Origin of the sequence: Dryocola clanedunensis subsp. sulfonylureivorans (assembly GCF_016756775.1) — a bacterium.
In the GTDB taxonomy this organism is placed as follows: Bacteria; Pseudomonadota; Gammaproteobacteria; order Enterobacterales; family Enterobacteriaceae; genus Dryocola; species Dryocola clanedunensis.
In genome coordinates this window covers 130055-142637 of sequence record NZ_JAERMU010000011.1, presented here as the reverse complement: position 1 = coordinate 142637, position 12583 = coordinate 130055, and the positions used below count along the sequence as shown (strand labels likewise).

The 12583-nt window shown below is 55.3% G+C and carries 9 protein-coding genes; 3 read left to right on the top strand and 6 right to left on the bottom strand.

The window, feature by feature from the left end:
* Window positions 1-105: 105 nt before the first annotated feature.
* On the top strand, window positions 106-1200 hold the full coding sequence (locus HYQ67_RS13475) for an adenosylhomocysteinase (RefSeq protein WP_431355443.1): 1095 nt from the start codon (window positions 106-108) through the stop codon (window positions 1198-1200).
* Window positions 1201-1258: 58 nt separating this feature from the next.
* Here HYQ67_RS13475 and HYQ67_RS13470 read toward each other — a convergent pair whose 3' ends face one another.
* The 4 genes from HYQ67_RS13470 to ascF form a co-directional block, all read right to left on the bottom strand.
* Window positions 1259-2692, bottom strand: coding sequence for a 6-phospho-beta-glucosidase (locus HYQ67_RS13470; protein ID WP_202304188.1), 1434 nt, complete (start codon window positions 2690-2692; stop codon window positions 1259-1261).
* A 308-nt stretch (window positions 2693-3000) separates the two neighbouring features.
* Window positions 3001-3720, bottom strand: coding sequence for a UTRA domain-containing protein (locus HYQ67_RS13465; RefSeq protein WP_202304187.1), 720 nt, complete (start codon window positions 3718-3720; stop codon window positions 3001-3003).
* Window positions 3721-3828: 108 nt separating this feature from the next.
* Window positions 3829-5259: a 6-phospho-beta-glucosidase gene (locus HYQ67_RS13460; protein ID WP_202304186.1), complete on the bottom strand. Its 1431-nt coding sequence runs from the start codon at window positions 5257-5259 to the stop codon at window positions 3829-3831.
* Between the two features lie 18 nt (window positions 5260-5277).
* Complete coding sequence (ascF, locus tag HYQ67_RS13455) at window positions 5278-6726, bottom strand: PTS cellobiose/arbutin/salicin transporter subunit IIBC (protein WP_202304185.1); 1449 nt, start codon at window positions 6724-6726, stop codon at window positions 5278-5280.
* A 207-nt stretch (window positions 6727-6933) separates the two neighbouring features.
* Here ascF and HYQ67_RS13450 point away from each other — a divergent pair, with 207 nt between their 5' ends.
* A complete protein-coding gene (locus tag HYQ67_RS13450) occupies window positions 6934-7950 on the top strand; it encodes a LacI family DNA-binding transcriptional regulator (RefSeq protein WP_202304184.1) in 1017 nt (338 codons plus the stop codon).
* Window positions 7951-8007: 57 nt separating this feature from the next.
* Here the strand turns inward: HYQ67_RS13450 and HYQ67_RS13445 are convergent, their stop codons facing one another.
* Both HYQ67_RS13445 and HYQ67_RS13440 read right to left on the bottom strand, forming a co-directional pair.
* Window positions 8008-9039, bottom strand: a complete 1032-nt coding sequence (locus HYQ67_RS13445; protein WP_202304183.1) for an NADP-dependent oxidoreductase — start codon at window positions 9037-9039, stop codon at window positions 8008-8010.
* Between the two features lie 99 nt (window positions 9040-9138).
* Window positions 9139-10659 carry a methyl-accepting chemotaxis protein gene (locus tag HYQ67_RS13440; RefSeq protein WP_202304182.1) on the bottom strand — a complete coding sequence of 507 codons (1521 nt, stop codon included), beginning with the start codon at window positions 10657-10659 and terminating at the stop codon, window positions 9139-9141.
* 299 nt (window positions 10660-10958) lie between these two features.
* On the opposite strand from HYQ67_RS13440, the gene proP reads away from it, so the two are divergent.
* The gene (gene proP / locus HYQ67_RS13435) at window positions 10959-12464 is read left to right on the top strand and encodes a glycine betaine/L-proline transporter ProP (protein WP_202304181.1); all 1506 of its coding nucleotides are present in this window, start codon (window positions 10959-10961) and stop codon (window positions 12462-12464) included.
* Window positions 12465-12583: the final 119 nt, after the last annotated feature.

The window sequence follows — 12583 nt, the reverse complement described above, 5'->3', positions numbered from 1 at the left end:
AATTTGGTTTTTGTCGCCCTCATCGGCTTCATTTTGCTATTCTCAGACGCCTAAAAAATACGAATAACAAATAAATAAGGAATGCCTGTGAATTCCCGAAACGCGATGTTTTTAAAAGAAATCGAATGGTCCCGCCGCCATATGGTAAGGACTTTGAAGCAGGTTGCATCGCTGCCCGATCTCAGCCACGTGCGCCTTGCCTGCAATATGCACCTCGACCTGAAGATGATTCCGCTGGTGGAAGGGCTGTTAAAAAAGAATGCGAAGATATTCCTGACGACCTGCAACCCGACTACCGTGCAGGATGAAGTTGTCGCTTACCTTGTCGAGGCTGGAGCCGAAGCCTGCGCGTGGCGCAACATGAGCGATGCCGACTGGCGGAATTCATGGGAGAAAGCCATCGCCTGGCGTCCGACTCACCTGTGTGAAATGGGGGCGGACATCACCACCCTGCTCCACCAGCGCGGCGAGTTTGGGGACGTTGTTGCCTGCCTCGAAGCAACCGGCTCCGGCGTTAACCGCCTTGCGGATCTGCGCCCTGGCTACCCTATTTTTAACTGGGACGATTTGCCGGTAAAAGAAGGGCTGCACAACCGCCATATGGTCGGGCTGACGGCCTGGCAGACCTTTTTCCAGACGACTCACCTGACGCTGCACGAAAAAAGAGTGCTGGTCATTGGCTATGGTCTGGTCGGCCAGGGCGTTGCGGCCGCGGCAAAAGCCTATGGCGGGCAGGTGATGGTTGCAGAACTCGACCCGGCCCGTCGGTTACAGGCCGCCTACGATGGCTGGCACGTTGTTGATATTCATGATGCTGTCGGGACAACTGACGTTATCGCCACCGCGACCGGCGCGAAGAAAGTCGTTAGCGCAGCGGTGCTGAATAAAGCGAAGGACGGCGTGTTCGTGCTTAACGTAGGCCACGTTGCAGAAGAGATCGACTGCGGATACCTGATGGCTTTCCCTCATGAAGAAGTGATGCCCTGGATCAACGCCTACCAGCTGAACGGCAAAACAATTTATCTGATGGCCAATGGCTCAATGCTGAACCTGACCGCCGGTTTCGGCGACAGCCTGAACGCCTTTGACGTCACGCTGGCCGTCATGGCAAGCGGCATCAAACACATCGTGACCGAAGGGCAGAAAGCAGAAAAAGCAGTGTACCTACTTCCGCAAGCTGCCTGGGAAAAGGCACTGTAGTTTTTAAACATGAAGAGGACACCTGAATAACCCGGTGTCCTCCCGTAACAAGAAGTCCTTACGCTAAATCCTTCCCATTGCTGGCAATGACCTTCTTATACCAGTCGAATGACTTTTTGCGGCTGCGGTCCAGCGTGCCGTTGCCTTCGTTGTCTTTATCCACATAGATAAAGCCGTAGCGCTTTTTCATCTCGCCCGTCCCGGCGGACACCAGATCGATGCAGCCCCACGGGGTGTAGCCCATCAGATCCACGCCATCCTCAACGACCGCTTTTTTCATTTCCGCAATATGGGTTGCCATGTAGTCAATGCGATACTGGTCGTCCACCGTGCCGTCGCTCTGCTTCACGTCAATCGCGCCAAAGCCGTTTTCGACGATAAACAGCGGCAGCTGATAGTGATCCCAGAACCAGTTCAGAGAGTAGCGCAGCCCAACAGGATCGATCTGCCAGCCCCAGTCAGACTTCTGAACGTACGGGTTGGAAACCAGGCTCTTCGATTCGTCATAATCCAGCTGCGGGTTGTCGTCCGTCGCTTTGGTGGCGAAGGACATGTAGTAGCTGAAGCCGATGTAATCAACGCAGCCCTGGGCCAGCGCTTGACGATCTTCAGCGGTGATATCCAGCTCAAAACCACGGCGTTCAAAGTAGTTGAGCAGGTGCTGAGGATATTTGCCGCGAACGTGAACGTCCGTAAACCAGTAGCGGCGGTGCATGGCGTTCATCGCCATCATCATGTCGCGGGGTGCGCAGGTCAGCGGGTAGATAGGACACATGGCAATCATGCAGCCAACCAGCAGGTCAGGATTGATTTCGCGCGCCGCTTTTACGGCAAGCGCGCTGGCGACCAGCTCATAGTGCGCGGCCTGGAACATCACTGGCTCGCGGTCTTCGCCCGGCTCATATTTTAGCCCGGAGTTAGTAAACGGCGCGAAATCCTCGTGGAAGTTAGCCTGGTTATTGATCTCGTTAAAGGTCATCCAGTACTTCACTTTGTGCTGATAGCGGGTGAAAACAACGTTGGCAAAACGCACGAAGAAGTCGATCAGCTTGCGGTTGCGCCAGCCGCCGTATTCCGTCACCAGGTGGTAAGGCATCTCGAAATGCGACAGGGTGATCACCGGTTCGATACCGTGCTTTAAGCACTCATCAAACAGGGCGTCATAGAATTGTAGCCCGGCTTCGTTAGGCTCCAGCTCGTCCCCAAGAGGGAAGATACGGGTCCAGGCGATGGAGGTGCGGAAGCATTTGAAACCCATTTCCGCAAACAGCTGAATGTCTTCTTTATAGCGGTGATAAAAGTCGATAGCGTCATGGTTCGGATAATTTTTACCCGGCAGCACGCCGTCAGTAATTTCGCGCGGTACGCCATGCGCCCCCGCCGTCATCACATCCGCTACGCTTATGCCCTTCCCCCCCTCCTGCCAGCCGCCTTCCAGCTGATGCGCAGCAACCGCGCCGCCCCACAGGAAACCTTCTTTAAATCCGGACATAGTCTTTCCCTCTGTTAGCGGCCACGCTCGGGCGACCGGTACTGCTGGAACGGTGAGAACCGTGGACAGGAAATGGAATTTTGCTGATTAACTTTCTGGATAGTAATGAAGATAAAGCGCCTGAGGCAAATAGCGCACCGGTTGGAATTAAACCTCTTTTGCACCTCTTAAGCGCGCGGCAGGAAAGGCGCCAGAAGCACCCTGAATATTTCCAGACGCAGAGGTTCACTTAACGGGCCTTTATTGCACCACTTTTTTACCGGAAATTGTGATCGACCTTCATGATTGCCCCGCCCGGGGCGGGGACATCAGTCGGAGGTATGGGACATTTTTCGCGGCAGGAAGTACTTCACCTGAAACTCAAACGCGTTGGTGTAAAGAACGGAGAAATCGACGGGGTGATGCATTTCATCAACGGACTGGGTTTCCATTCTGAGGATGGGATCGCGCACGCTGATATGCAGCATTTCAGCAATTTCTGCGGAGGGCAGGACGGGCTGAAATGACTCATAGCAGCCATGAATTTTTATCCCGCACTCTTCCTCAATGTAGGAAAACTTGGATTTTTTCATATGGCTAACCGTTAAATCCGGGAAGCGGTTTACCGAAAGCCAGGTCTCCTCCACCTGCATTGGGACATTGTCGATATGGCGCAGCCGCTTGGCGTAATAAACCGGCTCACCAGCGGCCAGCTTCAGACGCTGGGCGATCTCCTGCGAAGCACTTTGCAACTCAAACCGCAGCACCTGGCTTGCCGGCTTCCTGCCTTCGTTTCTGGCAATTTCCGTAAAGCTGTCCATATGCGTAACGGAGACCTGAAACTGCTTGCTGCGCAGGAAAGTTCCCGAACCGTGTCGCCGCTCGATCAGCTCTTCGTTTTCCAGTACTTTCAGCGCCTTTCGCAGGGTGTTGCGCGAGACATTGTAAAGCTCAGCGAGCTCTTTTTCCGACGGCAGCATATCGCCAACGGCACAACCGGGGCTGCTGATTCTGCTTTTAAGTAAGTTGACGACCTCTTTGTAAACCACTTCGCTTGCTCCCGAAAACGCCCGGCATCAAGTATATGCTTTTGTTTGGGAATCTCACCCAGGCAAATCGCCAGGGTGAGAGGCGCCGTCAATCAAGGAGGCTTGTGGCTAGTCCAAATCCATCCCGTTGCTGGCGATGACTTTCTTATACCAGTGGAAGGATTTCTTGCGGGTGCGGGCCAGCGTGCCGTTGCCCTGGTCGTCGCGGTCAACGTAGACGAAACCGTAGCGCTTGCTCATCTCGCCGGTCGAGGCCGACACCAGATCGATGCAGCCCCAGGAGGTGTAACCCATCACCGGGATGCCGTCTTCAATCGCTTCGCCCATCGCCTTAATGTGTTCACGCAGGTAGCTGATGCGGTAGTCGTCGTTGATTTCGCCCTGCTCGTTGACGACGTCCTTCGCGCCCAGGCCGTTTTCCACCAGGAACAGCGGCTTCTGGTAGCGGTCGTACATCATGTTCATGGTGATGCGCAGGCCCAGCGGATCGATGCCCCAGCCCCACTCGCTTGCCTCGATGTACGGGTTTTTCAGGGATTTGACGATGTTCGCCGCGTTGCTGTTGTTGTCGTTCATGTCGGCAGACGCGCAGCGGGAGGCGTAGTAGCTGAAGGAGACGAAATCGACGGTATCCTTGAGGATGTCGCTGTCGCCCGGCTCCATCTCAACCACAATGCCCTTCTCTTTGAACAGGCGTCTGGCGTAGGACGGATAAGCCCCGCGCGCCTGCACGTCAATAAAGAACAGATTCTCGCGATCTTTTTCCAGCGCTGCCCAGACGTCCTCTGGCTTGCAGGAATACGGATAGAAGTTCCCGCCCGCCAGCATGCAGCCGACCTGGTTTTCCGGGTTCACCTCATGGGCGATTTTGGTTGCCAGCGCGCTTGCCACCAGTTCGTGGTGCGCGGCCTGGTACTTCACCTGCTCTTTGTTATCGTCTTTTTCAAACACCAGCCCCGCGCCGGAGAACGGGCTGTGCAGCATGATGTTGATTTCGTTGAAGGTCAGCCAGTATTTCACCAGCCCGTCGAAGGCTTCAAAGCAGATGCGGGCGTAATGGGTGAAGAACTCGACCATTTTACGGCTGCGCCATGAACCGTATTCACGCACCAGATGCATCGGCACGTCGAAATGGCACAGCGTCACCAGCGGTTCGATGCCGTATTTTTTGCACTCGCTGAACAGGTCGCGGTAGAAGGCGATGCCCGCAGCGTTTGGCTGCTGTTCGTCGCCGTTCGGAAAAATACGGCTCCAGGCGATGGAGGTGCGGAAAACGGTGAATCCCATCTCTGCCATCAGCGCGATATCTTCTTTATAGCGATGGTAAAAATCGATCGCCCCGTGGCTTGGGTAAAACTCGTCCTCACGCAGCGCAAAGCGTTCTTCAACACCCAGCTTAACGGCCATACGGTCTTTACCGTGCGGGATCACATCTACCGTGGTAATGCCCTTGCCGCCTTCAAGATACGCGCCTTCGGCCTGGTTGGCGGCGATAGCGCCGCCCCATAAAAAGTCTGCCGGAAAAATGGACTCAGCCATGAAATAGCTCCTGTTTCTTTAATTAACCTGTACGGCCCGCTGCGGGCTGGCAACGGGTGCCTGTTCTTTTGGCTCTTCAACCGGGATGTCTTCAAAGCCGAGCACCAGCGTCAGAACGAACGACAGCACCACCGCAAGGGCCATGACGCCGAATACCCAGACGATGGTCATCGGGTTTGCCGGATCGAAGAACTGTACGCTGGTAAATAGCCCTGGCGATGCCATTGAGTGGCTGGCAAGCCCCGCCACGCCGGCAACGCCGCCGCAGACAAAGCCGCTGATTAGCGCCGCGATGAGCGGGCGCTTCAGACGCACGGCCACGCCGTACAGCGCGGGCTCTGAAATGCCTGCCACAATGGCGGAGGCCGCCGCCGCGAGCGCGGTCTGGCGCAGCTCCGGGTTTTTGGTTTTCCAGGCCACCGCAAGGGAAGAGCCGCCAAGCGACAGGTTTGCGCCAATTTCCGACGGCATGACCATGCCCTCTTTGCCGGTTTCCGCAATGGTCTGGATGATGGTCGGGGTGAACACGCGGTGCATGCCGGTCATCACCAGCAGCGGCCACAGCCCGCCCATAATGGCAACGGACAGCCAGCCCAGGTAACTATGCACGGTGTAAACCAGCGAGGAGATCCCGGTGCCAATCCAGATACCCAGCGGGCCAATAAGCATGATGGCGATAGGGGCAGCAATCAGCACGATCAGCATCGGTTTGAGGAAGTTTTTGGTCACCGCTGGGGTGATTTTATCCACCCAGCGCTCAATGTACGAGAGCAGCCAGGTCATGCACAGCGCGGGGATAACCGTGTAGGTATATTTCACCGCCGTGACGGAAAGCCCCATAAATTCAACGGGCTGGCCCTGCGCCGCCTTCGCCATCAGGTCAACGAAGTTCGGGTGTACCAGCACCCCGGCAATAGCAATCGCCAGCGACATGTTGGTTTTGAATTTCACCGCGGCGGAGGCCGCTACCATCACCGGCAGGAAGAAGAACGCGCCGTCGCCGATGACGTTAAGGATAACCAGCGTTGAGGAGCCTTTGCCAAAAACGCCGGTCATATCGAGGATCATCGCCAGCAGCTTGACCATCGAGCCGCCGATGATCGCCGGGATCAGCGGCGACATGGTGCCGATCAGGGCATCCAGGATCCCTGCGCCAATGCGTTTCAGGGTGATCTTCTGTTTTACGGGGGCAACGTCTGATGTCCCGCCCGCGCCGCCAGGCAGTAGCTTCTGCACTTCGGCATAGGCCTGTGAAACCGTGTTACCGATAATCACCTGGCACTGGTTTTCGCTTCTTACCACGCCCAGCACGCCGCTGATGGATTTCAGCTTACCTGCGTCCACCGCAGCATCATCATTGAGGACAAAACGTAAGCGCGTCATGCAATGCGTCACGGCGGAGATGTTATTCGCTCCGCCAAGCGCCTCGACTATCGATTGGGATACTGCCGCATAATTCTTAGACATGTTTAACAGTTCTCAGGGTAGGTAACCGGTTCCACACAAGAGTGTTTACATTGAACAAACAGATCAACTAAAAGTTTTTTACGCTTCTTTTTTTGTGATAAGGATCGGTAAAAAGCGCCTTTTAACGCCCTCCGGGACGCATGTTCGCGCTTATTCTTCCGCGCGAAATGTGTAAAATGAGCGCACTTATCAGGGGCGAGAAAAACTATGTCAACAATGCTGGAAGTGGCAAAAAAAGCAGGCGTCTCTAAAGCCACCGTCTCACGGGTGCTGTCCGGCAAGGGTTATGTCGGCGAAGCCACAAAAGAGCTTGTTTATCAGGCCATTAAAGAAACTGGCTATCGCCCTAACCTGCTGGCAAGACACCTGGCTACCAACACTTCCCAGTGCATCGGGCTGGTGGTCACCAACACGCTTTATAACGGCAGCTATTTCAGCGAGATCCTGTCGCAGGCGGCAAAAAAATTAGAAGATAATGGCCGCCAGCTCATCCTGATGGATGGCAAACACAGTGCAGACGAAGAGCGCGAGGCGATAGAGTTTCTGCTGGATTTACAGTGTGATGCCGTCATCATCTACCCTCGTTTTTTAACCCCTGACGCCATGGACGAGATTATCGACCTGCATCGCCAGCCGATTATGGTGGTGAACCGAAAGCTCAGAAAACACCAGAGCCACTGCATCTGCTGTGACCATAAAGGCGCAAGTTTTAAAGCGACGATGTACCTGATTGAACAGGGGCACCGGGAGATTGCCTTTATCACCGGGTCGCTGGATTCCCCTACGGCGATTGAGAGACTTTCAGGCTACAAAGCAGCCTTAAAAGAAGCGAATATTCCCCAGCAAGACAGCCTGATCGCGCAGGGAAAATGGACGCCAGCCAGCGGCTTTGCCGCAGCAGAATCCTTGCTTGCCAGCCAAATGACGTTCAGCGCAGTTGTCGCCAGCAACGACGATATGGCCGTCGGCGCGATAAAAAAATTCAGCGAGTCGGGGATTACCGTACCGGGACAGATCTCGGTGATTGGCTTCGATGATATCCCCACCGCGCCGTTCCTCAGCCCGTCGCTTTCCAGCGTAAAAGATCCGGTCAGCGACATGATGGGAGAAGTGATTAACCGCCTGATCTCCATGCTCGACGGCGGTTATTTATCGCGGGAGAATATTTTTACCTCGGCGCTACAGGTGCGGGATTCCATCGGGGACGGGCCGCATATCCGATAGCTTATTTGTCGGATGACGCTGCGCTTATCTACGGTTCGGGGTTGTGCAGCCACCCGATTACTCGGCAACCTTAACGATCAGCTTGCCGAAGTTTTTACCCACCAGCAGGCCGCGGAACGCCTCAACGGCGTTTTCCAGGCCGTCGACGATATCTTCGCGGAACTGAATTTTACCTTCACCAAGCCACTGGCTCATTTGCTTAAAGAACTCCGGATAACGGTCGCCGTAATCCATAGAGATAATAAAGCCCTGCACGCGCATGCGCTTTTTGAGGATGGTGCCCATCAGCAGCGGCAGACGATCTTCGGTGAAGGCGCTGTTTTGCCCGTTGTACTGGCTGATGACGCCGCAGACCGGCACGCGGGCGGAAGTGTTAAACAAAGGCAGCACCGCGTCAAAGACGGCCCCGCCGACGTTTTCAAAATAGACATCAACACCCTGTGGGCAGGCCTTTCTCAGCTGTTCCGCAAAGTCCGGCGCCTTATGATCGATACAGGCGTCGAACTTCAGCGTTTCGGTGACGTAACGGCACTTGTCCGCCCCGCCCGCTATCCCCACGATCCGCGCACCGCGCAGTTTAGCAACCTGGCCGACGACTGACCCCACCGCGCCGCTGGCGGCGGCGACAACCACCGTTTCGCCCGGCTGCGGGTTGCCGATGTCGGTCAGCCCCATATAGCCCGTGAAGCCCGGCATCCCTAACAGACCCAGCGCATAGGATGGGTGAGCCATGTTGTTATCCAGCTTCTGCAAACCTGCCCCGTCGGACAGCGCGTAATCCTGCCAGCCGGTATAGGCCAGCACCAGGTCACCCTGCTGGTAGTCAGCATGTTCAGATTGCTCAACACGGCAAACGGTGCCGCCACACATAACATCCCCAATCTGTAGCGGAGCTGAATACGACTCTGCGTCATCCATGCGCCCGCGCATGTACGGATCGAGGGATAAATAGAGGGTACGCAGCAACAGCTGGCCTTTTACTGGCTGCGGAATATCAGACTCCTGGAGCACGATATCTTCACTGGTCGGCATACCCTGCGGGCGTTTTGCCAGCACAAAGCTGCGGTTAATGCGGGACGATTGGCTCATAACGATCTCCGTTGTTTGTCTGCGTTCAATCTGTCCCAGACTAGTCAATAAAAGCGCGTTAGGGGGTGAAAATCGTGCGGCTTCCCCCATTTTTCTCTGCTAATGCAGTACCGCTACGGCATCTTCGAGCCGGGTAGCCCGGTGTTTTACCATCGCGGAAACCTGGCTACCCTCGTCCACCAGCGCCGCATTTTTACGGGTGATGGCATCCAGTTCGGCCACGGCCTGGGTTAATTCGGACAGCCCTGTTGCCTGTTCGGTTGTCGCCTGGCTTATCTGCACAAGCATCTGCGTGACGTTGCGCACCTGGACTACGATCTCCTGCATGGTTTGTCCGGCTTCGTGTACCTGTTCAGAACCTGACTGCACTTTACTGGCGCTCGCCTCAATAAGCTGACGAATATCGTTGGCTGCCGCAGCGCTCCGGCTTGCCAGATTGCGCACTTCTCCGGCTACCACGGCAAACCCCTTACCCTGCTCTCCGGCTCGCGCAGCTTCTACCGCCGCATTAAGAGCCAGAATGTTGGTCTGGAAGGCAATGTCGTTAATCAAGGCTGTAATAGAACCGATACGCTGCGTGCTGCTGGCAATTTCATCCATGGTGGTGACGACGGTTTGCATCGCCCACCCGCCCTGGGCCGCAGCATCGCTGGCCTGGCTGGATAGTTTGTCCGCGCTGGCAGCCGTCCGCGCGTTGTTTTGTACCGACACCGCCATCTGATTCATGGTGACTACCGTCTGCTGGACGTGATTCACAGACTGAGCGATTTGTTCGTTAAGCTCGTCGTTGCCTCGGGCCAGCGCTTCGCTGCCGCTGCGCACATTTTCGACCTGGTGGCTGACATCGCTCATCAACCACCGGCACATCAGGCCGAGCTGCCCGATAGCTCGCAGGGTGATCCCTATCTCATCGGTGCGGGGGAGATGGTCGACCTTCTGGCGATTCCCCGTCGCAACATCCAGCGCCTGGCGGGCAATATTTTCAAGCGGGCGGGCGATTTGCCACTCCAGCAGGAGACAGCCCAGACCGGTCGCAATGCCGCTCATTACAAGATGCATGGCATCCTGATCCATCGCCACGCCGGCCACCAGCAAGAGGGCGCAGAGTCCGGCCATCATGCTGCGAATGCGCCAGCGCAGCGTCATGGTCGCCAGTTTGCCGAACAGACCCTTACGCAGCGCAAGCCCTTTAAACAGACGGCGGTTGGCACGATTTTCCTTCAACGCTTTATAGAGGGGAGTCACCGCGGCAATCTCTTCGGGCGTCGCTTTGGTACGAATGGACATGTAGCCAGTCGTTTTTCCTTTGCGCACCAGCGGTATCGCATTGGCTCGCACCCAGTAATAGCCGCCATTTTTGCAGCGGTTTTTTACGATGCCAGTCCACGGTTCACCCTGCTGTAGCGTGTACCACATATCGGCAAAGGCGGCTTTAGGCATATCCGGGTGGCGGACGAGGTTGTGCGGGCTGCCCATCAGCTCCTCGCAGGAGTAGCCGCTGATCTTCACAAAGCTGTCGTTGGCATGGGTCAGGTAGCTTTGCAGGTCGGTAGTGGACATAAGAGTACTGTCGTCATCAAGCAAATATTCGTGCTGTGTCACATGGGCACGCGCAGACATTGCAGCTCCTTTGTGCAGGTTATCCAGTCGTTAATCTTTTCCTTCATCTCGTTATGTCGGCGCTGCAATAATTTACTTGAGCGATTAAACTTGATCCACGTCACACTTTTAAAATTAAACATAATCTTTATAATGTCATCAGTACATCCCACATTTTTAATAATTTCATATAGTTATTAAATTGTCTTTCGTTGAGTGACTAAGTGATGCAGTTTTAGCCGTCGTTTCACGCGTGGCCCACTACACTACTTAGTGAGGGAGACCCTGTTGCTCCCGCAAGGAAAATAAAGAGGATAATAATGTTAAAAAGGAAAAAGAAAGTCAGACCTATCAAGGTCAGCGACGTCACCATCATCGATGACGCGCGACTTAAAAAAGCCATCACCGCCGCCTCGTTGGGTAACGCGATGGAGTGGTTTGATTTCGGTGTATATGGCTTTGTGGCCTATGCGCTCGGTAAGGTGTTCTTCCCGGATGCCAGCCCTAGCGTACAGATGATTGCCGCACTTGGTACGTTTTCCGTGCCGTTCCTGATCCGCCCGCTGGGTGGCCTGTTCTTCGGTATGCTCGGCGATAAGTACGGTCGTCAGAAAATCCTGTCGATCACCATCATCATCATGTCGCTGAGCACCTTCTGTATTGGTCTTATTCCGTCGTACGCCACGATCGGTATCTGGGCGCCAATCCTGTTGCTGCTTGCGAAAATGGCCCAGGGCTTCTCGGTCGGCGGTGAGTACACCGGCGCATCCATCTTCGTTGCAGAGTACTCCCCGGACCGTAAACGCGGCTTTATGGGCAGCTGGCTGGACTTCGGCTCTATTGCCGGGTTCGTCTGCGGCGCGGGCGTGGTGGTACTGATTACCGCCATTGTGGGTGAGGCGAACTTCCTCGAGTGGGGCTGGCGTCTGCCGTTCTTCCTGGCGCTGCCGCTTGGGATCATCGGCCTCTATCTGCGTCATGCGCTGGAAGAAACTCCTGCGTTCCAGCAGCACATCGAGAAGCTTGAACAGGGCGATAAAGAAGGCCTCGCCGAAGGCCCGAAAGTCTCGTTCAAAGAGATTGCGACCAAACACTGGCGCGCCCTGCTGACCTGTATCGGGATCGTTATCTCCACTAACGTGACCTACTACATGCTGCTCACCTATATGCCGAGCTACCTCTCCCACAACCTGCACTATTCGGAAGAACACGGCGTACTGATTATTATCGCGATTATGATCGGCATGCTGTTCGTACAGCCGATGATTGGCCTGCTGAGCGACCGCTATGGCCGCCGTCCGTTTATCCTGATTGGTAGCGTGCTGCTGCTGCTGTGCTCCATTCCGGCGTTCATCATGATCAACAGTAACGTGCTGGGGCTGATTTTCGCGGGCCTGCTGCTGCTGGCGGTGATCCTCAACTGCTTTATCGGCGTCATGGCCTCAACCTTACCGGCCATGTTCCCGACGCACATTCGCTACAGCGCGCTGGCCAGCGCCTTTAACATCTCCGTGCTGGTTGCGGGTCTGACGCCGACGCTCGCCGCGTGGCTCGTGGAGTACACCGAGAATCTGATGATGCCGGCGTACTACCTGATGGTGATTGCCGTCATCGGTCTGGTTACCGGTCTGACCATGAAAGAGACCGCTAACAAGCCGCTGAAAGGGGCAACGCCTGCTGCCTCCGACATTGCAGAGGCGCGCGAAATCGTTCAGGAGCACCACGATAATATCGAGCAGAAAATCGAAGATATCGATCGTGAAATCGAAGAGCTTCAGGCTAAGCGTACCAATCTGGTCGATCAGCACCCGCGCATTAACGAGTAATCTCGCTAAACGCAACGCTACCAGCGCCGGGCCATCGCCCGGCGTTTTTCATTCCAGAAGCGCATTGGATATATCGTATACTTATAAGCAAAGTCGTATTTGGACTTTGTGAATAGCGC

Bases quoted from the DNA above. Each gene is read 5' to 3' on its own strand.
- HYQ67_RS13475 (WP_431355443.1), top strand. From the start codon at position 106: ATGTTTTTAAAAGAAATCGAATGGTCCCGCCGCCATATGGTAAGGACT.
- proP (WP_202304181.1), top strand. From the start codon at position 10,959: ATGTTAAAAAGGAAAAAGAAAGTCAGACCTATCAAGGTCAGCGACGTC.
- HYQ67_RS13460 (WP_202304186.1), bottom strand. From the start codon at position 5,259: ATGGCTGAGTCCATTTTTCCGGCAGACTTTTTATGGGGCGGCGCTATC.
- HYQ67_RS13450 (WP_202304184.1), top strand. From the start codon at position 6,934: ATGTCAACAATGCTGGAAGTGGCAAAAAAAGCAGGCGTCTCTAAAGCC.
- HYQ67_RS13445 (WP_202304183.1), bottom strand. From the start codon at position 9,039: ATGAGCCAATCGTCCCGCATTAACCGCAGCTTTGTGCTGGCAAAACGC.
- ascF (WP_202304185.1), bottom strand. From the start codon at position 6,726: ATGTCTAAGAATTATGCGGCAGTATCCCAATCGATAGTCGAGGCGCTT.
- HYQ67_RS13470 (WP_202304188.1), bottom strand. From the start codon at position 2,692: ATGTCCGGATTTAAAGAAGGTTTCCTGTGGGGCGGCGCGGTTGCTGCG.
- HYQ67_RS13440 (WP_202304182.1), bottom strand. From the start codon at position 10,659: ATGTCTGCGCGTGCCCATGTGACACAGCACGAATATTTGCTTGATGAC.